General features: G+C 67.3%; 17 protein-coding genes, 1 tRNA gene and 1 pseudogene. 10 read left to right on the forward strand and 9 right to left on the reverse strand.

Features of this window, described 5'->3' with window-relative positions:
* Both Q8O26_RS20145 and Q8O26_RS20150 read left to right on the forward strand, forming a co-directional pair.
* A partial coding sequence (locus Q8O26_RS20145) for a hypothetical protein (protein WP_305578919.1) occupies positions 1-900 on the forward strand: 900 nt, incomplete at its 5' end.
* 109 nt (positions 901-1009) lie between these two features.
* Positions 1010-1180 (forward strand): annotated as a pseudogene (locus Q8O26_RS20150) (transposase); the annotation flags it as partial.
* A 57-nt stretch (positions 1181-1237) separates the two neighbouring features.
* On the opposite strand, the gene Q8O26_RS20155 reads toward Q8O26_RS20150, so the two are convergent.
* The gene (locus Q8O26_RS20155) at positions 1238-1957 is read right to left on the reverse strand and encodes an IS6 family transposase (RefSeq protein WP_305578921.1); all 720 of its coding nucleotides are present in this window, start codon (positions 1955-1957) and stop codon (positions 1238-1240) included.
* A 144-nt stretch (positions 1958-2101) separates the two neighbouring features.
* Between Q8O26_RS20155 and Q8O26_RS20160 the strand changes: the two genes are divergently transcribed.
* On the forward strand, positions 2102-4717 hold the full coding sequence (locus tag Q8O26_RS20160) for an FG-GAP-like repeat-containing protein (RefSeq protein ID WP_305578923.1): 2616 nt from the start codon (positions 2102-2104) through the stop codon (positions 4715-4717).
* 164 nt (positions 4718-4881) lie between these two features.
* Here the strand turns inward: Q8O26_RS20160 and Q8O26_RS20165 are convergent, their stop codons facing one another.
* Positions 4882-5505, reverse strand: a complete 624-nt coding sequence (locus Q8O26_RS20165; RefSeq protein WP_371134613.1) for an IS6 family transposase — start codon at positions 5503-5505, stop codon at positions 4882-4884.
* A gap of 277 nt (positions 5506-5782) precedes the next feature.
* Positions 5783-5856, reverse strand: a tRNA-Gln gene (locus tag Q8O26_RS20170).
* A 212-nt stretch (positions 5857-6068) separates the two neighbouring features.
* Here Q8O26_RS20170 and Q8O26_RS20175 point away from each other — a divergent pair.
* Both Q8O26_RS20175 and Q8O26_RS20180 read left to right on the forward strand, forming a co-directional pair.
* The gene (locus Q8O26_RS20175; protein WP_305578925.1) at positions 6069-7202 is read left to right on the forward strand and encodes a Ppx/GppA phosphatase family protein; all 1134 of its coding nucleotides are present in this window, start codon (positions 6069-6071) and stop codon (positions 7200-7202) included.
* Positions 7199-7939, forward strand: a complete 741-nt coding sequence (locus Q8O26_RS20180) for an RlmE family RNA methyltransferase (protein WP_305578927.1) — start codon at positions 7199-7201, stop codon at positions 7937-7939. Before Q8O26_RS20175 ends, Q8O26_RS20180 begins: the two co-directional genes overlap by 4 nt.
* On the opposite strand, the gene Q8O26_RS20185 is transcribed toward Q8O26_RS20180, so the two are convergent.
* Both Q8O26_RS20185 and Q8O26_RS20190 read right to left on the reverse strand, forming a co-directional pair.
* Positions 7903-8148: a hypothetical protein gene (locus Q8O26_RS20185; protein WP_305578929.1), complete on the reverse strand. Its 246-nt coding sequence runs from the start codon at positions 8146-8148 to the stop codon at positions 7903-7905. The genes Q8O26_RS20180 and Q8O26_RS20185 overlap by 37 nt on opposite strands.
* The gene (locus Q8O26_RS20190) at positions 8145-9830 is read right to left on the reverse strand and encodes an FAD-dependent monooxygenase (RefSeq protein WP_305578931.1); all 1686 of its coding nucleotides are present in this window, start codon (positions 9828-9830) and stop codon (positions 8145-8147) included. The genes Q8O26_RS20185 and Q8O26_RS20190 overlap by 4 nt, the downstream gene beginning before the upstream one ends.
* Before the next feature lie 125 nt (positions 9831-9955).
* Between Q8O26_RS20190 and Q8O26_RS20195 the strand changes: the two genes are divergently transcribed.
* Together Q8O26_RS20195 and Q8O26_RS20200 are read left to right on the forward strand one after the other, a co-directional pair.
* Positions 9956-10642 carry a Crp/Fnr family transcriptional regulator gene (locus Q8O26_RS20195; protein WP_305578933.1) on the forward strand — a complete coding sequence of 229 codons (687 nt, stop codon included), beginning with the start codon at positions 9956-9958 and terminating at the stop codon, positions 10640-10642.
* Positions 10643-10728: 86 nt separating this feature from the next.
* A complete protein-coding gene (locus tag Q8O26_RS20200) occupies positions 10729-10944 on the forward strand; it encodes a DUF2892 domain-containing protein (RefSeq protein ID WP_305578935.1) in 216 nt (71 codons plus the stop codon).
* Here Q8O26_RS20200 and Q8O26_RS20205 read toward each other — a convergent pair whose 3' ends face one another.
* Entirely contained in the window at positions 10945-11970 is a 1026-nt protein-coding gene (locus Q8O26_RS20205; protein ID WP_305578937.1) for a histone deacetylase family protein, read from the reverse strand.
* Between the two features lie 390 nt (positions 11971-12360).
* Here Q8O26_RS20205 and Q8O26_RS20210 point away from each other — a divergent pair, with 390 nt between their 5' ends.
* From Q8O26_RS20210 to Q8O26_RS20220, 3 genes are all read left to right on the forward strand, one after another.
* On the forward strand, positions 12361-13650 hold the full coding sequence (locus Q8O26_RS20210) for an ArgE/DapE family deacylase (RefSeq protein WP_305578939.1): 1290 nt from the start codon (positions 12361-12363) through the stop codon (positions 13648-13650).
* Between the two features lie 37 nt (positions 13651-13687).
* On the forward strand, positions 13688-14971 hold the full coding sequence (locus Q8O26_RS20215) for an ArgE/DapE family deacylase (RefSeq protein ID WP_305578941.1): 1284 nt from the start codon (positions 13688-13690) through the stop codon (positions 14969-14971).
* Positions 14972-15129: 158 nt separating this feature from the next.
* Positions 15130-16431 (forward strand): amidase, encoded by a 1302-nt coding sequence (locus tag Q8O26_RS20220; protein ID WP_305578943.1) that lies wholly within the window; start codon positions 15130-15132, stop codon positions 16429-16431.
* A gap of 70 nt (positions 16432-16501) precedes the next feature.
* Here Q8O26_RS20220 and Q8O26_RS20225 read toward each other — a convergent pair whose 3' ends face one another.
* The 3 genes from Q8O26_RS20225 to Q8O26_RS20235 all read right to left on the reverse strand — a co-directional run bounded on the left by Q8O26_RS20225 (position 16502) and on the right by Q8O26_RS20235 (position 21671).
* Positions 16502-18205: a methyl-accepting chemotaxis protein gene (locus Q8O26_RS20225; RefSeq protein WP_305578945.1), complete on the reverse strand. Its 1704-nt coding sequence runs from the start codon at positions 18203-18205 to the stop codon at positions 16502-16504.
* A 135-nt stretch (positions 18206-18340) separates the two neighbouring features.
* Complete coding sequence (locus Q8O26_RS20230; RefSeq protein ID WP_305578947.1) at positions 18341-20260, reverse strand: aminopeptidase P family protein; 1920 nt, start codon at positions 20258-20260, stop codon at positions 18341-18343.
* A 7-nt stretch (positions 20261-20267) separates the two neighbouring features.
* On the reverse strand, positions 20268-21671 hold the full coding sequence (locus tag Q8O26_RS20235) for an FAD-dependent oxidoreductase (RefSeq protein ID WP_305578949.1): 1404 nt from the start codon (positions 21669-21671) through the stop codon (positions 20268-20270).
* Between the last annotated feature and the right edge of the window lies 1 nt (position 21672).

Genomic DNA, 21672 nt, shown 5'->3' on the forward strand with positions numbered 1-21672 from the left:
CGTGGGCCCTTGCGGAGACAATCCCGGCATGCCGTGAGGGAGATCTATGGAATCGCCAATGTCCTGTATGCCTCGATAGGAGAGAAGCGTGTTGCGGGCAACCGGACCGGTGAGCCTGCCATCATTGCCTATGTGTTGAACAAGGGCGACACTACCGGCTCGCGACAGGTGCCAAGGTCGATGACGATCCCAAACGACGAGGGGGCCAAGAGCCTGACGCTTAAGACCGACGTCGTGGAACTAGCATCGGCACCGCGCGCCTTCGGCGTCCGGACCGGCCACATCATTCAAGGCTTCGACGGCGATATTGGAGTATGTGGGCTGGTCTTCAACCACAATAATAAGAATTATTTCCTTACCAACGCCCACGTGGTCGCTAATGTGGCTTGGAATGCAAACTTCGGCCGGGTCCGCCTTTTCGATCGCGTTAATCAGGCTTTCACGGATGCTGGACTGCCCAGCTACGTCTCTCCTCTGAAGCCGGGCCAGGTTGCAGCGGCCGATGTCGCGGCCATTGCAATTCCGGACGATTTAACCGCGGACGAGATGCACATTCTCGACTTCAAAATGCGCATCGCCCGCTTTGGCCCCATCAGCCAGACACCGGGCCTGAACTACTGGTACTCAGTGAATGGCCTCCTCCACGAATGCTCATTTCCCGAATTCGTGGAAGTCGAAGCCCTAGCTGATGTCGACGGCACGCAGGTCAGATACACAAAATTCTGGCAGTTACAGATGACGAGCGGCGCTGCCGCCCCTGGCCAATCCGGGGCATTGCTGTGTCGCACCGCCGGGAACACGATCGAAGCCTGCGGACTGATCTTTGGCGGCATTGCTCCGACGCATGTCTGGGCATTCCCGATCAGGCCTATGCTAAGCTTGGCACAAGGGGGCCTCTGAGGGAATCCCACTGGTTTAAAGTATCGGCTTAACCCAAGCAGGGTTGCTGCCCTGCCAATGGTTTTTCCTTTATCCGGAGCTAGCGTCCGGCCCTGACGAGGACGGACAGATCAAGCGCGCATGGTTCACCGAGGAGCAGATCATTGCGGTGCTCCGGGAGCATGGGGCGGGTGTGAAGACCGCAGACTTGGCGCCCAAGCACGGGATCTCGGAAGCAACGCTGTACAACTGGAAGGCCCCCTATGGCGGGATGGATGTCTCCGAGGCGAAGCGGCTCGAGGACGTGTGCTGTCAGACAAACCAAGCTGGTCTCCGAGTGCCCTGTCCTCGCGCATCGTCAGGCCGCGCAGAGCTGACGCCACTCGGCCAGCCCGGCGGCATGGCGGGCCTTGAAGTTCTCGCGGGACAATTGGTGTCGGTCCTGATTGAAGTGGTTGTGAACGGAGCCGTGCAAAGCGGCGAGTTTCTGAAGGCTCTGCATGCGTCGAAACCGCAGCATTGCTCGCTCGCGTTGTCGGAATGGCAGGTGGGAATTCTCGACCTGGTTGTTCAGCCCGCAGTCAACCTGACGCTTGTCATGGGCGCCGATCGCCTTGAGCGCTGCGCCGTATGAAGCCAGCCGGTCGGTGACGATCGTCTCCACCGGCCCATGGCGCTTCAGGGATTTGCGCAGAAATTTCAACGCTGCGGCCTTATCACGTTTCCTGGTGACGACGCTTTCAAGGACCTCGCCCTCGTGATCGACGGCGCGCCAGAGATAGTGTTTCACGCCATTGATCTTCACGAGCACCTCGTCGAGGTGCCATCGCCGATGTCGGAAAGATCGCATGGCCTGAACCCGGCTACGGCGGATCTCCGCGGCGAAGATCACTCCGAAACGGTTCCACCAGAACCGCACCGTCTCATGGGTGATGTCGATACCACGCTCGTGTAGCAGGTCCTCGACATTGCGCAGCGACAGCGGGTAGCGGACGTACATCATCACCGCCAGGCGGATGATCTCTGGAGACGTCTTGAAGTAGCGGAAGATGCGGGGACTAGGCATGAGGGAGAGCAAGCCGCCCTCACGCCATTGGGCAACCCCAATTTCCTCTGACAGAGCCCTTCCAGAGGCGGCTGCGGTAGATCAATGCACGGCGCCTTACGTTCCGTGTATGGAGAGTATGCCTTGGTAGCAATGCGACCCGAGGGGGAACTAGCAATGCCATTGCAGCCGACCTTGACGGTCCAGGTAGGACCTAATCTCGTTTTCAGTCCGGGCATCTTTGGCAACAGCGAATTCTGGGCCGAATATCACGTCTCCGGTCTTCAAACCGGTGGCTTCTTAACGGGCTATGTCATTGGCGGTGGTCGCGCCATAACACACCCGTACTACAGCGTTGGCTTGACTATTTCCGACGGCTTTCCCGGGACGTCTTACACTAGCGTCACGGCCCAAGATCAGGTCATCTCAACCCTGGCCCGCGGTCCTCTGCCCAGCGTCGACTTCATTGCCGGCCCCGGCGGCGTCGGCTTCGTGCAGACTGGCGTCACCGAACGGCTGCAACTGACGAACTACCCTTTCGGCTGGGTCAACACCAGCGATGCCATCGACATCTGGGGCGGCCTGCTCAGCGCCAACGGCAGCAGGCGGTCAGGCTCTCTCGCCCTGTCAACCGATAGCTCGTTCGACCAGACCGATGCCCACATCACGGCAAGCTGGGTAGGCGCCGGCGGCTATCTTGCGACCTGGCAGGACAGCAGCGCGAGCTTCGACGGCGAGCATGACGGCTATGGCAATTCCCTCTCCAACATTGTTGGCCGTGCCTTCGATGCTGCGGGCAATGCCCTGTGCGGCCCCTTCATCGTTAACAGCCCCGGCTTTCAGTCCGGGCGGCAGAGTGAGCCCGACGTCATGGCGCTCGACAACGGCAACTATGTCGTTACCTGGGTCGATGAAGCCGGCCGCGATGGCGCGGGCAGCGGCCTGTTCGCCCGAGTGTTCGATCGCAGCGGCAACGCGGTGACCAGCGAAGTCCAGCTCAACCAGGGCGCGGTCGGCGACCAGAAGCATCCGAGCCTGCAGAGCCTTGGCAATGGCAGCTTTGCCGCAGTCTGGACCAGTCAGACCGGCGCCAACAGCGGCTACACGACCTTCGTGCGCGTCTTCAACGCCGATGGTTCACCTGTTGGCGCGGAGGTCCAGGTCGGCGTTCTCCCCTCCGCCACCGGCGCCGATCCGCATATCACCGGGGTGCAGGGTGGCGGCTTCGTCGTCACCTTCGCCGGAATGGATCAGAACCTGACCGACAGGCCGTATTTCCGGCTGTTCGATGCCAATGGCCAACCCATGGGTGACCAGCAGCGGATCGGCAGCGACACCGCCGTCGGCTCGGCCGATGTCACCACCCTGGCCGATGGCCGGCTGGCCATCACCTATGTCGACAATGCCACTTACTCCAATACCGCAACACTGCAGGCCACGATCTACGACCCGCGCACCACCGGCATCAACCTGAGCGGCACCAGCATGGACGACAGCTATGTCGGCTCCGCCTTCGCCGACACTCTGCGCGGCCTTGGCGGCGTCGACCACCTCGACGGCGGTGGTGGCGACGACCTTCTGGTGGGCGGCGGCGGCAGCCGCGCCGATCTGGCCAGTGCGATCTCGTCCCAGGGACGTCTCGGCGCCGAATGGCAGGCGGTGGGGGTCGGCAACCTCTCCGGTGCAGGCCATGATGACCTTGTCTGGACCTCGGCGGGCCGGGTCTCAATCTGGGATCTGACCACAGCTACATTCCGTGACGCCGCCGGTAGCATGGGCACGGAATGGGGCCTGGCCGGCATAGGCGAGTTCAACGGCGATGGCCGCGACGACCTGTTCTGGACCGACGACAAAGGCAATGCTTCGATCTGGACCATGAACGGCGGGCAGGTGGCCGGCTTCCGGGTCAGCGCCGGCCATATGGGCGTGGAATGGCATGTCGGCGGCATCGGCCATCTCGAGGGCCCTGGCACCGACCAGGTGGTCTGGGTCGACCGGCAGAACAATGTCGCGATCTGGGACATGGGCGGCGGCGATATCACCGGTCTCAAGGTCAGCGACGGCCATATGGGCACGGAATGGGGCCTGGCCGGCATCGGCGATCTCAATGGCGACCGCTTCGACGATCTGGTCTGGCAGAGGGCCGACGGCGGCCTGTCAATCTGGTCGATGAACGGCGCACATGTCGCTGGGCTCGCAGTGATCGCGGGCCATTCCGGCAGCGACTGGCGGCTAGCGACCATTACCGATACCAATGGCGACGGCCATGCCGATCTCGTCTGGACCTCGGGAGGCAAGGTCGACATCTGGACGATGAATGGCGCAACCGTCACCGGAACGCATCTGCTTGCCGGGTCGATGGGTTCAAACTGGACGCTGCTCGGCCCAGGCACCGCCGCCACCGGGGCTGCAGCAGACCTCATTTGGACCACGCAGGGCAGCGGTGCCACGGCCAATACCTGGCTTTTGAATGCAACCGGCGATGTATTGACCGGCGGCAGCGGCGCCGACACCTTTCAGTTCAACGCTCTGGTGCAAGGGCCAGGCGTGGAGATCACCGATTTTAACGTCGGCGAGGGCGACCGGCTGGACATCCACAACCTGCTCGCCTCCGTCGGCCTTGCCGGTACCGACCCCTTGGCATCCTGCCTCGTCAGGGCCGTCGGCTCGGCCTCCGGCACCGCGGTGCAGATCGACACCAGCCTCACCGCCCATCACGGCGACTGGGCCAACATCGCCATCCTGGACAACCTCACCCCAGCCCAGGTGTATGCCTCGTATTTCATATTCTAGTACTACTTTGGCAGTTTTCGAGAAGCTGGCTCGGCAATGGGTTTATTGCAGTGAGGGCAACGTGTGGGCGGTGGTCGCATGACAAGATCAATGATGGCTTGCCTGATGGCCTGTGCTGTCAGACAAACCAAAATAGTCTCAAATGCCCCTACCCTATTGCTGCGTCAGGCAGCGTAAAGCTGGCGCCACTCGGCAAGAGCAGCGGCACGACGTCCCTTGAATGTAGTCCTGCATGTGAGGTTGCGTTCCTCGTTGAAATGGTTGTGGACGGAGCCGTGGACCGCGGCGAACTTCTGCAAACTTCGCATCCGTCGGAACCAAAGCATCGCCCGCTCCCGTCGTCGAAACGGCAGATGACTGTTCTCGGCACGGTTGTTCGCATGACGGCCAACCTCCCGTTTGCCGGCGGCGCCGAGCACCTTTAGGGCTGCACCATATGAGGCCAATCGGTCCGTCACGATGACCTCTGCCGAACCATGGCGTCGCAGCGACTTCTTGAGAAATTTCAATGCTGCCTTCTTGTCACGCCTCTTGGTGACGAAGCTTTCAAGGACCTCGCCATCGTGATCGACGGCGCGCCAGAGATAGTGTTTCACGCCATTGATCTTCACGAGCACCTCGTCGAGGTGCCATCGCCGATGTCGGAAAGATCGCATGGCCTGAACCCGGCTACGGCGGATCTCCGCGTCGAAGATCACTCCGAAACGGTTCCACCAGAACCGCACTGTCTCATGGGTGATGTCGATCCCGCGTTCGTGTAGCAGGTCCTCGACATTGCGCAGCGACAGCGGGTAGCGGAACTACATCATCACCGCCAGGCGGATGATCTCTGGAGACGTCTTGAAGTAGCGGAAGATGCGGGGACTGGGCTTGGCGCCACCTAGCGGTGCCAAGCCGCGCTGGCAAGCCGACTTTCCTCTGACAGTGCCCGCGCCGAACCCCGCCGGACAGGCGCCACAAACGCCGTGCGAAACGGCGCGCGGATCAGGATTGACCGGAAATAGGCCCGACATTCTCGCCAGTTGCAGGGAAGCCTCGAAACCCGAGACGGATTGATAGGGTGGTTGGCTGGGGGACCTGGATTCGAACCAAGATTCTCGGAGTCAGAGTCCGATGTTCTACCGTTGAACTATCCCCCAGCAGCGCTCCCAAGGGGGCGCGACGCCGACGCGAGGCGCGGTCATAATCGATTGCGCCGGGCTGTTCAAGCCCCGGCCGACTGCCTTTCGCCTGTCCGTGGCAGACGGCTTGCAGCAGGCCCCCGCCCTGATACACTCGGCGCCAACTGAACAGAACAGCCGGTCGTCCGTCGAGCGCTCCTGCGTTCCGGCCATCGGCGGGAAAGGTCGCCATGACCCACGAGCCGCCACGCGGTTCGCCGGGAGATTCGGGCGTGCGTCCGGCGGCAGAGGGACATGCGGGCGAGACCCGCAGCCATCAGCCGCACCGGCCGCGCAGGCTCTATGCCGCGCTGGATCTCGGAACCAACAATTGCCGCCTCCTGGTGGCCAAGCCCGAGGGCGCGAGTTTTCGCGTCGTCGATGCCTTTTCCCGAATCGTTCGCCTCGGCGAAGGCCTAGCGCAGACCGGCCGGCTGAGCGAGGCCGCCATGGATCGCGCCGTCGAGGCGCTGAAGGTCTGCCGCATGAAGCTGCGCGACCGCCAGGTGGCCCGCGCCCGGCTCATCGCCACCGAGGCCTGCCGCCAGGCGGCGAACGGGGCAGACTTCATCGCGCGCGTCAAGGCGGAGACCGGGCTGGCACTGGAGGTGGTCGACCGTGGCACCGAGGCGCAACTGGCGGCGCAGGGCTGCGTGCCGCTAGCCGACCCGCGCTCGCGCGGCGTCATCCTCTTCGACATCGGCGGCGGCTCCTCGGAAATCGTCTGGCTGCTGCCGCGCGGCCCCGGCCGGCAGGGCGGCCCGCCGACGGCCGAGATCCTCGGCTGGACCTCGCTGCCGGTCGGTGTCGTAACGCTCGCCGAACGGCACGACGGCAAGCACGTCACCCGCGAGAGCTTCGAGCGCATGGTCGACGAGGTCGCCGCCATGGTGGAGCCCTTCGCCCACCGCAAGGCGATCCAGGCGCAGATCGAACACCTGCACATGCTCGGCACGTCGGGCACGGTGACGACGCTCGCCGGGGTCCATCTCGGCCTGCCGAAATATGACCGGCGCCGCGTCGACGGCGCCTGGCTCGGGGCCGGCGAGGTCGACGTCATCCTCGACCAGTTGCTCGACATGTCCTACGACGACCGCATCGCCCATCCCTGTATCGGGGCCGAGCGGGCCGACCTCGTTCTCGCCGGCTGCGCCATTCTGGAAGGCATGCGCCGGCACTTCCCCTGCCAGCGGCTGCGCGTCGCCGACAGGGGCCTGCGCGAGGGCATCCTCGTCAGCCTGATGCGTCAGGACGGCGTGTGGAGGCGGCCCTCCCACCACCGCGAGCAGGACACCAGGCCCGCCGGGTCGGGAGGCACCAGATGACGACGAAGACCGGCGGCGGCCGCGAGCTCGCGGTGCGGCTCAAGACCGCCAAGAAGCGCACCACCAGCCAGCAGAAATGGTTGGAGCGCCAGCTCAACGACCCCTATGTCGCCCGCGCCAAGCGCGAGGGCTGGCGCTCGCGCGCCGCCTTCAAGCTGATCGAGATCGACGACCGGGCGAAGCTCCTTAGACCCGGCCAGCGCATCGTCGACCTCGGCGCGGCGCCAGGCGGCTGGCTGCAGGTCGCCGCCAAGCGCATCGGCCTCGAGCAGGGCCGCGGCAAGATCGTCGGCATCGACCTCCTCGACGTCGACCCGGTGCCGGGCGTCGCCTTCCTGAAGGGCGACTTCACCACCGACGAGGCGCCGCTGCGGCTGAAGGAGATGCTCGGCGGCGAGGCCGACGTCGTCCTGTCCGACATGGCGGCCAATGCGACGGGGCACCGCAAGACCGACCAGATCAAGATCATCTATCTCGCCGAACTCGCCATCCACTTCGCCCGCGAGGTGCTGGCGCCCGGCGGCCATTTCCTCTGCAAGGTGCTGCAGGGCGGCACCGAAGGTGACCTGCTCGGCGACCTGAAGCGCGACTTTGTCACGGTGAAGCACATCAAGCCGCAGGCGAGCCGGGCCGATTCCAAGGAGCTCTACGTCCTCGCCATGGGGTTCCGCGGCCGCGGCGCCGAACCGCCCGGCGAAGCTCAGGACGACGGCGTCCCGGACGGCGACAGGGTCTGAGCGGGGACGCCGAGGTTTTCCAGCGCCGTCGCGATCGCCGCCTCCATGTCGAGCCCGGCGCCCGCCCGATGGGCCATGACCATGACGAGTTTCGTCAGGAACAGCGCTTCATGCGCATCCCCGGCCTGGTCGATGGCGGCGGCGAGCTGGTCGTAGACCCGCTCCAGCGCCTCGAAGGGCAGCGGCGAGGCAGGCGGCGTGGCGGTCATGACGATCTCCCCTGACCGGCGTCGAGGGTTGCGAGGATCTCGGCGGGGACCGCCCGTCGCCAGCGCCCCGCGACGTGGAGGTCCGGCCTGATCAGGTACAGGGTGCCCGGCAGCGCGTCATAGGCGCTGGTGAGGCGACCGCCGGGATCGGCGAGACTGCGCGCGGAAGCGTGGTCGAGCGTGCCGCCGACGATCAGTGTGCGGAAGCGCGGCTCGCGCGAGGCCATGGCCGCGACCAGCGCGGCAGTCTCGGGCGGCACGGCGCCGTCGGCGAAGATCAGCGCCGTGAAACCGGCGCCGACAAGATCGGAGAGGAAGCGGTCGCCGAGGCGGATGTTGCTCAGGGCAGCGCCCGAGACCGGACCGCAGGCGAAGTCAGCGTCGCGACCCGCAAAGGGCGTCAGCGGGCTCTCGCCATAGGTATAGGGCTGCATCTGGCGCGGATTGGCGAAGGCCTTGGCAAAATCCTCGCTGAGGGCGAGCGACAGAACCGCCTCGCGCACCAGCCGGTGACCTGAGGTCGGCGGCGTCATGAAGCGCGTGCTCTTGGTGGCATTGGCGAAGACGTCGAGGGTGGCGCCGCGCCTTTCCGGTGAATAGCTGTCGAGGAGCCGCACATCAGCGTGCCCGCTCAGCACATAGGCGAGCTTCCAGCCGATGTTGTGGGCGTCGGCGAGGCCGTTGTTGAGGCCGCGCACGCCGAAGATCGGCACGATGTGGGCGCTGTCGCCGATGAAGACGACGCGGCCGTGCCGGTAATCGTCGAGGGCGAGCGTGTTGGCGGTGTAGATCGACCACCATTCGAGCTCCCAGGGTCCGTCATGGCCGATATCGGCGATGATGGCACCGACACGGGCGCGGATCGTCGCCTCTCGCACCGCCTCGTCGGGGCTCTCGCCGTCGCGCAGCTGGTAGTCGATACGCCAGATCTCGTCCGGTTGCCTGTGCATGAGAACGGTGCCGCCGGGATTCGAGGCCGGATCGAAGAAGGCGCGGCGTTCGGTCGGGTGATCGAAGGCCATCTTCACGTCGGCGATGACGTAGCGCCCCTCGTAATTGTCGCCCTTGAGGCGCAGGCCGAGCTGCCCGCGCATCGCGCTGCGGGCGCCGTCGGCGGCGAGCACCCAGGTGGCGGCGAGCGGATAGGATCCGTGCGGGCTCGTGACGGTCAGGGTCACGCCATCGGCGCGGTTGTCGGTGGCGGTCACCTCGCTCTGCCAGCGGAAGGCGACGCAGCCACTCGCGATGCAGGCGTCGTAGAGGAATTGCTCGGTGTACTGCTGCTGCAGATTGTACATCGGCCGGAATTTCTCGTCGTCGGAATCCGGCATGGACAGGCGGTAGATCTCCCGCCCGCGATAGGAACTGCGGCCCGTCGTCCAGCCCAGGGCCTTGGCGAGGAAGGCGTCGACGGCGCCGACCCGCTCGAAGATGTGGAAGCTCTGCCTGGCGATGCAGGTGGCGCGGCTGCCGTCGTTGAACGTCGGCTTGGCGTCGAGAACCAGCGAGTGCACGCCGTAGCGCGCCAGCGTCAGGGCCGCGGTCATGCCGATGGGCCCGGCCCCGACGATGACGACGGGATGGACCGGCCGATCACCGGCGCTCTCCGGCACCGGCCCGGCGGCAAAATGCGGATAGGTGAAGTAGAGGGAGTCCAGCGGACCCCTGCCCTCGGGTCTCACGGCAGCGCTTCCTTCCCGCCGCGTTCGGCCGCGACCTTGTGTCGTCAAGGGGAGCGGGCCGCGCCCCGGGTGTCAAGCACCAGGCCGACTTGAACCTGAGCGGCCGATGCCTCAGGCTCGCGGCCATGGAACAACGCGCCAACCCTGCCGGCCCGGCCGCGGCCTGGCTCGACCGGATCGGCACATTTGCCGGCCTCGACGCCGATGCGCGCCAGCAGATCGCCCGGCGGGCGCGGATCCTCCACATGCCGAAGGACGGGCACCCCTTCGCGCCGGGGGCGCCCTGCGAGGCCTATCTCATCGTGCTCGAGGGCTGTGTGCGCGTGCAGATCGTCGCCGAATCCGGCCGCGAGATCGTGCTCTACCGGGTCTCGGCCGGCGAGAGCTGCGTCCTCACCACGTCCTGCCTCCTCAAGCACGAGCCCTATTCGGCCGAGGCGCTGTGCGAAAGCGCCGTCACCGCCGTCGCGATCCCGGCGCCGCTGTTCCACGACCTCCTCGGCACCTCGCCGGCCTTCCGCAATGCGGTGCTCGAAAGCTATGCGACGCGGGTGGCCGACCTCATCATGACTTTCGAGGAGCTCGCCTTCCGCCGTCTCGACCGCCGGCTCGCCGAAACGCTGGTCGAGCGCGCTGTGGCGGGTGCCGTCACGGCGACGCATCATGACCTCGCCGTCGAGCTCGGATCGGCGCGCGAGGTGGTCAGCCGGGCGCTGAAGGCGCTGGAGCAGGACGGCATGGTGACGCTCGGTCGGGGCGTGATCCGCATCACCGCGCCGGAAAAACTCGCAAGGCTCGCGCGCTCCGTGTGACCAGGTCACCGACAAGGGCGGACGAAGAGCGTCCTATGCCCTCATCGGCACCGGCCCTTCCGCCGGTGGCCCTGGAGGACACCCCCATGTTCAGCACCAATATCGGCGGTATCGACCGCGTCCTGCGCATCGTTGCCGGCCTCGCCCTCGTGCTCTTTGCCGTCACCGGGATTCCGGCAACCGGCTATAACTGGCTCGGCTGGATCGGCATCGTGCCGCTCACCACCGCGGCACTCGGCTGGTGCCCGGCCTATACGCTGCTCGGCATGAACACCTGCCCCGTATCGACCCGCCAGGGCTGATCAGGCGACGGCCTCGAAGCCGCCAAGCACGGCCGTGAGGTTCGGGCCGAGCTGGTCGGAGAGGTAGCCGCCTTCCTGCACGAAGAGCGTCGGCATGCCCATCCGCGCGATGGCCTCGCCGGCGCGGCAGAACCCTTCCGCCGTCACCTTGGCGCCGCCGAAAGGATCGTCGGCGGAGGCGTCGAGGCCGAGGGCGATCACCAGCATGCCCGGCGTGAAGGCGGCGATCGTCTTCGCCGAAGCCTCGACCGCCGCGACATAGGCATCGTCCCCCGAACCGACCGGGATCGGCAGGTTGAGATTGGCCCCCTCGCCGGCTCCGGTGCCGCGCTCATGCCCATAGCCCCAGAAGAAGGGGTAGAAGCGCGACGGGTCGGCATGAACCGAGACGGTCAGCACGTCGCCGCGGTCGTAGAAGATGTCCTGCGTGCCGTTGCCATGGTGGATGTCGATGTCGAGGATCGCCACGCGGTCGTGGACCGCGCGCAGATACTGCGCGGCGATGGCGGTGTTGTTGAGGAAGCAGTGGCCGCCGGCGGCGTCGCGGTAGGCGTGATGGCCGGGCGGGCGGCAGAGCGCATAGGCGGCGCGCTCGCCCTCGATGACGAGTTCGGCGGCGGTCACCGCGACGTCGGTCGCCGAGGACGCGGCGAGCCAGGTATCGGGGCCGATGCCACAGGCCATGTCCTGCATGTACCAGCCTGCGCGACCGGTGATGGACTGGGGCATGGTACCGCCGCGGCGGACGGGGTGGACATTGCCCAGCACCTCGTCGGAGGCGTCGGCCAGCGTCTTCCACTCGGCGGCGGCCTCCTCCATGAAGCGCAGATAGTCGACGGAATGGACGCCGAGCCGCGGCCCCTGGCCGAAGGTCTCGCTCGGCAAGAGTTCGTGATTTCCCGCCGTCAGGCCCGCCATCAGCCGTTCGGCGCGCTCCGGGCGTTCCTCTCCTTGGGCAAACTTGCCGCGCAGGATGAAGCGCTTGGGGTCATGGCCTTTGTGGAGGTCGGTGAAGACGGCTTTCATGACGGGATTCGACCGGGCTGGAGAGGTTTGTGCCATGTTCCCCGGATGACGGGCCGAGGCAAGGGCGGCGCGTGGCGGGGTGGCTTGCGCGGTGGACTGGCACTTGTCCCGACGCAGGCCCCACCCGCACCCTCCCCGTTGCGCGGGGAGGGGGACTATAGCCGACAGCCCGTGACGGTGAGGGTCGCGCCAGGCTCGACCGCCAGGGGCATGACATGACGCCGAAGTCCCCCTCCCAGCGCAGCGGGGAGGGTGCGGGTGGGGCATTTTTCTCGAATCGCCGATCCGCCCCGCCTCGCGATACGCCATCCGGCGCGCATCACCGCTGCGCAGGCGATGGTTGCTCGGTTGCCGCGCGCGGCTAGGCTCGCCCTCCCCGCCGGAGCCACCATGCCTCTCGATCCCGCCCTCGCCGAGAAGATCGTCGCCGCCGTCGATGCAGGATTCGACCGACAGATGGCGCTGACGGCCGATCTCGTCCGCTTTGCCTCGACGCGCGGCCGCGAGCACGCCTGCCAGGACTTCGTGCTCGCCGAGATGAAGGCGCGCGGCTGGGCCACCGAGCGCTTCGCCATGGAACCGGCGGCGCTCGCCCGCCATCCCGGCGGATCGCCGGTGACGGCCGACCATTCCGACGCGCCGATCGTTGTCGGCATCCACCGCCCGCAGGTCGAGACCGGCCGCACACTGATCCTGCAGAGCCATGTCGACGTCGTGCCGCCGGGACCGCGGGACCTGTGGTCGCGCGACCCCTTCGAGCCGCACAGCGAGGGCGACTGGTTCTATGGTCGCGGCGGCGCCGACATGAAGGCGGGGCATGCCGCCATGTTCGCCGTCTTCGACGCGCTCGCCAGCATCGGGCTTCAGCCGGCATCGACCGTCACGGTCCAGTCCGTTGTGGAGGAGGAATCGACGGGGAACGGCGCCCTGCAGTGCCACCTGCGCGGCTACAAGGCCGATGCCGTGCTGATTCCCGAACCGGAGGACGAGAAGATCATCCGCGCCAATACCGGCGTCGTCTGGTTCCGGGTCGCGGTGGCCGGCCTTCCCGTCCATGTCAGCCAGGCAGGGACCGGGCAGAACGCCATCGAGGCGACACAGGGCGTCATCCGGGCGCTGCGCGACCTCGAGGCCCGCTGGAACGCGAAGAAGGCCGAATTCCGCCATTTCGAGGACGTTGACCACCCGATCAACCTGAACATCGGCATGATCGAGGGTGGCGACTGGGCCTCGTCAGTGCCGGCCTGGTGCGCCATCGACTGCCGGATCGCCATCTATCCGGGCGAGCGCGCCGAGACGATGATGTGCGCCGTCGAGGAGGCGGTCATCGGCGCGGCGCGGGCCGACCGGTTCCTCGCCAACAATCCGCCGCGCGTCACCTTCACCGGCTTCACCACCGAGGGCTATGCGCTGGAGCCGGGGTCGGAGGCTGAAGCCGTTCTCACCCGCGCCCACGAGACGGCGACCGGCGCGCCGCTGCAGGACCTCGTCACGCCCGGCTATCTCGATACCCGCGTCTATGCGCTCTACGACAAGATTCCGGCGCTCTGCTACGGCCCGATCTCGGAGAACATCCACGGCTTCGACGAGCGCTTCTCCATCGGCAGCATGCGCCGCGTCACCCGCACCATGGCGCTCTTCGTCGCCGAATGGTGCGGCACCGAGCCGATCCCGTCCTGACCCTCACCTTCACCGACCTCTGCCCGGAGCATTGCCCATGGCCCTCGATCCTGCCCTCGCCGACCGCATCGTCAAGGCCGTCGACGACGGGTTCGATGCCCAGCTCGACTATCTGAAGACGCTGGTCCGCTACCCCTCCCAGCGCGGCGACGAACATGCGGTGCAGGACTTCGTGTTCCAGGAACTGCGCAAGCGCGGCTTCGCCATGGAGCGCTTCGCCATGGACGAGGAGGCGATCAAGCGCCATCCTGGTGGTTCGCCCTTTTCCGACACCCATTCGACCGCGCCGATCGTCGTCGGCATCCACCGCCCGAAGGCGGAGACCGGCCGCAGCCTGATCATGCAGGGCCATATCGACATCGTGCCGCCGGGGCCGCTGGAGATGTGGACATCGCCGCCCTATGAGCCGCGCATCGACGGCGACTGGTTCTATGGCCGCGGCGCCGGCGACATGAAGGCCGGCCATGGCGCCATGGTCGCCGTCTTCGACGCCCTGAAGCGCACAGGCCTGCAACCGGCGGCCACCGTCTATGTGCAGTCGGTCGTGGAGGAGGAATCCACCGGTAACGGCGCACTGCAGTGCCACCTGCGCGGCTACAAGGCGGAAGCGGCGCTGATCCCCGAGCCGAGCCAGGGCAAGATCACCCGCGGCAATGTCGGCGTCGTCTGGTTCCAGTTCACCGTGCAGGGCCATCCGGTCCATGTGCGCGAGGCGGGCGCCGGCCAGAACGCCATCGAGGCGGCCTTCGGCATCATCGGCAAGTTGCGCGAACTCGAGGCCTTCTGGAACACCAAGACGCCGAACCACCCGCTGTTCAAGGACGAGCCGCACCCGATCAATCTCAATATCGGCAAGATCAAGGGCGGCGACTGGGCCTCCTCCGTACCGGCCTGGTGCACGGTCGACTGCCGCATCTCGATCTTTCCCGGCGAGACGCCTCAGGAGATGATGCGCGCCATCGAGGACACGATCGCCAAAGCGGCGCGCGCGGACCGCTTTCTCGCCAACAACCCGCCGAAAATTGCCTGGAACGGCTTCACCACCGAGGGCTATATCCTCGCACCCGGTTCCGAGGCCGAGGCTGTGCTGGCACGCGCGCACCAGCGCGCCTGGGGTGAGCCGCTCAAGGAGAGCGTCACGCCCGCCTATCTCGACGGGCGCGTCTATGCGCTCTTCGACAAGATCCCGACGCTCAACTACGGCCCCTCGGCCGAGCGCGTCCACGGCTTCGACGAGCGCTTCTCCATCGAATCCCTGCGCAAGGCGACGAAATCGATGGCGCTGTTCGTCGCCGAATGGTGCGGCACCGAGCCGGTGTAAGGCTTCATCGGGTGGGTCGAAGCCGGGAACTCGACGCCTGCCCCGGTCCGCCGCCATCCCGGCATGCCACTCCGCCCGTCCATGCGGTGAAGCCGCCTTGACCTGAGCCACCGCCATTGCCGACAGTCTCTGCCCCTGCCCTGCCTGGAGTGCCGTACATGCCCACCTCCGTCCGCGACGCACTCGAAGCCTCGCTCGCCCGTATCGACGATCCCTCCTCCGACGGCCGCGTCACCTTCACCAAGGTCTATGCGGAGCGGGCGCGGGCCGAGGCAGACGCCGCCGATGCGCGCGCAAGGGCAGGCGTGAGGCTGTCGCCCCTCGACGGCTGGGTCATCTCGATCAAAGACCTGTTCGACGTCGCCGGCGAGGTGACGACCGCCGGTTCCACTATCCTGCGGTCGCAGCCGGCGGCGACCGCCGATGCGCCGACGGTCGCGCGCCTGCGCCAGGCCGGCGTTGTCATCGTCGGCAAGACCAACATGAGCGAGTTCGCCTTTTCCGGCATCGGCATCAACCCGCATTTCGGCACCCCGGGCAATGCCGCCGACAAGAGCCGGGTGCCCGGCGGTTCGTCGTCCGGTGCCGGCGTCTCGGCCGCCGAGGGCACGGTCCGCATGGGCCTCGGCTCGGATACCGGCGGGTCGATCCGCATTCCCGCGGCGCTCAACGGCTGCGTCGGGTTCAAACCGACCTATGGCCGGATCCCCCTGGACGGCGCTTTTCCCCTCTCCTATGCACTCGACACGATCGGACCGCTGGCAAAGTCCGTGGCGGATTGCGCCGCCACCGACGCGGTCCTCGCCGGCGAGCAGCCCTGGACCCTGACGCCCGCCCCGCTGGCCGGGCTCAGGCTCGCCATTCCGCGCGGTCGACTGTTCGGCCAGATGGAGCCGGAGGTCGGACAGGCCTTCGAGGCCTCCGCCGCCCGCCTCACCAAGGCCGGCGCCCGCATCTCCGACATCTCGATCGAGGACCTGCTGCAGGAGCTCGCCGACGCCATGGCGAAAGCCCCCTTCGTCGCCATGGAGGCGGCGGCCGTGCATGCGGAATGGATGGAGGAAAGAGCGCGGGACTTCGACCCGCGCGTGCTGGCGCGGGTACGCATCGGTGCCAAGGCCGCCGCCCCGGACTATATCCGTCTCGTCAACAAGCGGGCCGAACTGGTCGCCCGGATGCGCGACCGCCTCGCCGACATCGACGCCCTCATCCTGCCGACGACGCCGATCCGGGCGCCGAAGATCTCGGACCTCACCGCCTCGGACGATCAGTTCTGGACCGCCAACGGGCTCGTGCTGCGCAACACCACCGTCGGCAATGTCTTCACGTTCACCGGAATCTCGATCCCCTGCCCTCAGGTGAAGGGCCTTCCCGTCGGCTTCATGCTGACGGCGCTGGCCGGGCAGGACCGCAGGCTGCTTCGCATGGCCGCTGCGGTGGAGAAGGCCTTCGCCGGCTGATGGTCCCTGAAACGACGATGGCCGGGCATTGCCCGGCCATCGCGACAACGTTCGGGAGACGGGCCGAGAATCAGGCCGCCTTGACCTCCTTGAGGAAGGTGCCGACCGCCTGGCGGAGGCCGGCAATGTCGCCCTCCAGACCCTTGGCGACATCGTTGAGCGAACCGACTGCCGAGCCGGTCGCCTTCAGGCGCTCGGAAACCCCGGCGATGGAGCGGCCCGCGGCCTGCGCGACGGAGGCGGTGCCCTCGACGCTGGCGCCGATCTCCTGGGTCGCCTGAGCCTGCTGGTCGATGGCGGTGGAGATCGCCTCGCTCGCCCGGCGCATCCGAACGACCGTCTCGGTGATGCCCCCCATGGAGGCGACGCTGCGGCCGGTGGCCTGCTGGATGGAGGCGACCTGGGCGGCGATGTCCTCGGTGGCACGGGCGGTCTGGGAGGCGAGTTGCTTGACCTCCGAGGCGACCACGGCGAAGCCGCGGCCTGCCTCGCCGGCGCGGGCGGCCTCGATCGTGGCGTTGAGGGCGAGCAGGTTGGTCTGTTCGGCGATGGCGCGGATCAGCTCGACGACGGCGCCGATCTTCTCACCCATGGCGGCGAGACCGGAGACGTCGCTGGAGGCCGATTCGACCGCCTTCGACGCCTCGGAGGAGACGTTCATGGCCTCTTCTGTCTGACGGCGGATCTCGACGATGGCGGCGTTCAGTTCCTCCGTCGCACCGGCGATGCCGGTGACACGGTGAAGGGTCTCCTCGGTCGCCTGCACCGTCTCGCGGACACCGGCGTCGGCGGCTTCGCCCGCCGCAAAGACCGTGCCGGTGGCGCCGGTGACGGAGACGGCACGCGAAGCGACACGGTCCATGACCGAGCCGATGGCCTGGTCGAAGTGGCTGACGGCCTTTTCCATCGAATCGCGACGTGCGAGCTCGGCGGCACTGCGCTGGTCTTCGGCGCTCCGCATCTGCGCACGCTCGGCGAGGCTCTGGGCGAGACCACCCACGGCGCGGGCAATGAGGCCGATCTCGTCCTGACGGGCGGCATGGCGCGACATGTCGACGGTACGATCCTCCGCGAGACCGTTGATCGCGGCCGCGGCCTCGCGCACCGGCTTGAGGAAGTGGGTCAGCAGGAAGAACACGCCGACGGCGGCGACGATGGCCAGCAGGGCCATGGCGATGATCACACCCTCCCGCATGCTGGCGGCAGAGGCGTCGGCATTGGCCTTGCTGATGCCGGCGCCGAGCGCACCGAGGATGCGGTTGTCGGGCGTGACGATCGGAACGTAGCGGGCGATGCGCGGGATGTTGCCCACGATGATGTGGTCGGTCAGCACCTCGCCGCGGCCGATGGCCTGCGCGATCGGCGACGACGCCGGGATGCGCGAGCCCATGACGCGGTTGCCCTGCTGGTCCCGCACCGACGAGGAGTAGCGGATGAGGTCGCCCGTCGCCGGGTCGCGGCGGAACATGGACGAGCCGTCGGCGGCGTGATCGACGATCCGGTGATCGCCTTCGGCCGGAAGGGCGCTGGCGCGAATGCGCACGGCCGGACCGGTCGCGGTGGCACGCTCCATCTTGCCGTCAGGCAGCCCGAGTTCGGCGGCGCGGCTCATCTGGAGGCTGCGGTCGGTGACCTGGCCTTCGACGATCTCCGCCATGCGGGCGTCAATCTGCGAGACCGCATAGAAGCCGGACCCGAGGGCGACAACCGAGATGACCACAGCTGCGAGGGCGGCTACCCGCGCGGCAAGGGGAAGGCGAGAAACAAAGCGCATAAACTGGCCCCGAAAGGATGAATTTCACTCAAGTCATCGGGTATTGCCGTTAACAAAACGGTACGATGCGACCATTTTTTCGACAAAAGCATAGCTTCCGGATGCGACGGGGTGTCGCCATCGGCAGCAACCGGTTCAAAGCGGCGCCGTCATCCGCTTCAGCCAGGGACGGTCGGCGCCAGTGACGCGCCCCTCCAGCAGGTTCCAGGTCCGCTTGTGATAAGCGTCCAGCCATTGCCGCTCCGCCGTGGTGAGCAGGTTCGTCACGATGGCGCGGCGGTCGAAGGGGCAGAAGGTGATCGTCTCGAATTCCAGGAAGCCGGGCTTGGCGCTCTCGGTGACCACGATCAGATTTTCCAGACGGATGCCATGGGAGCCGGTCTCGTAGAAGCCGGGCTCGTTGGACAGGATCATGCCGGGCTCGAGTGGGACCTGCGACAGGGGCGAGATGCGCGCCGGCCCCTCATGCACGCCGAGATAGACGCCAACCCCGTGGCCGGTGCCATGGTCGAAGTCGAGGCCAGCCTGCCAGAGCGCGCGGCGGGCGAAACCGTCGATGGCGATGCCGCCCGTGCCCTTGGGAAAGCGGGCGGTGGCGACCGCGATATGACCCTTGAGGACCAGGGTGTAGTGCTCCCTGAGACGCTTCGGCACACCGCCCACGGCGATAGTGCGGGTGATGTCGGTGGTGCCGTCCAGATATTGAGCGCCGGAATCGACGAGGAGGAACGTGCCCTTTTCGACCTTCCGTTCGGTTGCCGGCGAGGACCGGTAATGGACGATGGCGCCGTTCGAGCCGGCACCGGCGATAGTGGTGAAGCTGGCACCGCGATGGAGTGCATCGGCGCCGCGGATCTCCTCCAGCTTCGCCATGACGGCGAGTTCGCCCTGGCCGACCGCCTCACGGTCGACCCAGTGGAGGAAGCGTGCCATGGCGGCGCCGTCGCGGGCATGCGCCTTGCGGGTACCCGCGAGTTCCACCCGGTTCTTGCGCGCCTTGGGCAGGACCGATGGATCCTCGCCATGGATCAGGGTGGCGCCCGCCGCCGTCAGCCGGTCGGCGATCCAGGCGGTCGCGGTCTCCGGTTCGATGGTCACGGCCTTTCCGGACCATTCCTGCAGTCCCTCGGCGAAAGCCTCCAGGGGGCGCACGGTCACGCCGTTGCCGAGATGGGCGGTAAGGCCGGGCGTGAACTTGGCCTGGTCGACGAACCAGGTGGCGTGGCCGTCAGCGGCTAGGATGAGGAAGCTCTGGACCAGTGGCGTCGCCGGGGTGTCGCCGCCGCGCACGTTGAGCAGCCAGGCGATGGAGTCGAGCTGGTTCAGCACGGCCGCTCTGGCGCCGCGCGCGGCAATCTCCTGACCGATGCGGGAACGCTTGTCGCCACTCGCCTCGCCGGCAAATTTCAACGGCTGGGCAAGGATGGCGGAGAATGGGTCACCGGGCTGACCGGTCCAGATCGCGTCGATCGGATTGCTGTCGAGCGCCACGAGCGCGGCACCCGCCTTGCCGAGCGCCTCGCGCCAGCGCTCGGCCTCCTTCACCGGCGTGATGCGCGGATCGAAACCGACGCGGTCACCCGCCTTGACCTTGCCGGCCAGCCAGTCGATGGCGGGCGGCTTCTTGAAGTGGCGGCATTCAATGACAGAGGCATCCGTCTCGGCCGGTGCCTGGAGCGTGTAGCGGCCGTCGACGAAGAGTGCGGCCTCCTTCTGCAGGATAATGGCGAATCCGGCCGATCCGGAAAAGCCGGTGAGCCATTGCAGCCGCTCGGCGCGGGCCACGAGATATTCGCCCTGATGCTCGTCGGCACGCGGCACGAGGAAGGCCGCGAGCTTTTCCTTCTTCAGGATCTTCTGCAGCGCCGGGATGCGGGCGGCATCGCGGGTGAAGGCGGGCACCGGCACAGCAGCGAGTGCGGCGGCGATCACCTGCCTGTCTGCGGCGGTCGCATCGGGACAGGCGGCCGCCATCCAGCCGTCGGTATTCTTGCCCGGCGGGGTGGCGCGGACGCGGGCGAGGAGGGGCTTCAGGGCCTCGAGGTCGACGGGCATGGGGCTCTCAGGGTTCGGCGCTGACGAGGCGGGCCGCGTCGGCACCGGCGATGCGTCCCAGCACCACGGCGGTCAGTAGCCCGTTGCCGGAAAGATAGCCGGCGGCGTCCGGTCCCGACACCCCCACCGCTGCGCCTCCTGCCGCGAAAAGATTGGGGAGCGGGCGCCCGTCGGACCGCAGCACCCGCGCGGCGCCATCCACGGCGAGGCCGCCCTGGGTGTGGAAAAGCGCGCCGGTGACCTTAACCGCCAGGTAGGGCGGCGCGAGATCGGGCAGGCCCGACCAGTCGCGGCCGAAGCCGTCGGTCGCTCGACGCCGCTTGAGATCGGCGATGGATTCGAGAGTCGCGCGAATCACTTGGCGCGGAATGCTGATCCGCGTTGCCAGTTCATCCATCGATTCCACTTGAAGAACGGCACCCGCCGCCTCGGCCCTGCGGAAGTCCTCGAACTGCCGGGCGATGCCGGCGATGCGCGCGTCGAAAAGGTCCCAGGCGATGCCACCGGGCTGGCCGAGCACGGCGAGCGCCGCCTCCGAATAGCCGGAGGCTTCGTTCCAGAACCGCTCGCCTAACGCGTTGACCTGGCACCCGCCCTCCATGATCACCGCCCAGGAGACGAGGATGCCGTGGGGGTGGGCGACGGACCCATGGCCCTGATGACCGCTCATGTGGCGCAGCGCGGCGCCCAACTCCTGCCCCCAGATCACCGCGTCGCCCTGGTTGCCGGGATGGCCGAAATAGAGCGCGTCCTTCAGCGCCGGGATGTGCTCGGCAACGAGGGTCTTGTTGCCGCCGTAACCGTTGCAGGCGAGGACGAGGGCGTCGCAGCCGATGCGTTCCTCCGACCCGTCGGGGCGCGCCACCACCAGGCCCCTGACACGCCCGTCCGGCGCGGCGACGAGGGCCGTGACATGGGCGGCGCCGACGATGTCGATGCCGGCGGCTTCCGCCGCGGCGCGCAGGCGGTCGACGAGTTCGGCTCCCGACCGCGAAGCGAGACCGTGCATGCGCCGGGCGGAATGGCCGGGATAGGAGAAGTCGGCGATCACCGTGAAGGCGAGGCCGTGGCGTTCGGTCAGCCAGTCGATGGCCGGGCCGGCGCCCTGCGTCACGGTGGCGAGCACCTCCGGGTCGGCCGCGCCATGGGCCTTGGCCTGGATGTCGCGAGCGAAAGACGCCGCGCTGTCGGCGATGCCGGCCGCCCGCTGCGCCGCGGTGCCGGCGGCGGGGATGAGGCCCGCCGAAAGGGCGGTGGAGCCTTGCGGGAGCGCGTCGCGCTCGAAGACCACCGCGTCGACGCCGGCCTCCTTCGCCGCCAGCGCCGCGCAGAGCCCGGCCGCCCCGCCGCCGACGATGGCGACCGGCACGGTCAGGGCGAAGGGGAGATCGTCGGTCAGGATGCGGGACATG

It is taken from the genome of Phreatobacter sp. (assembly GCF_030691135.1).
Lineage (GTDB): Bacteria > Pseudomonadota > Alphaproteobacteria > Rhizobiales > Phreatobacteraceae > Phreatobacter.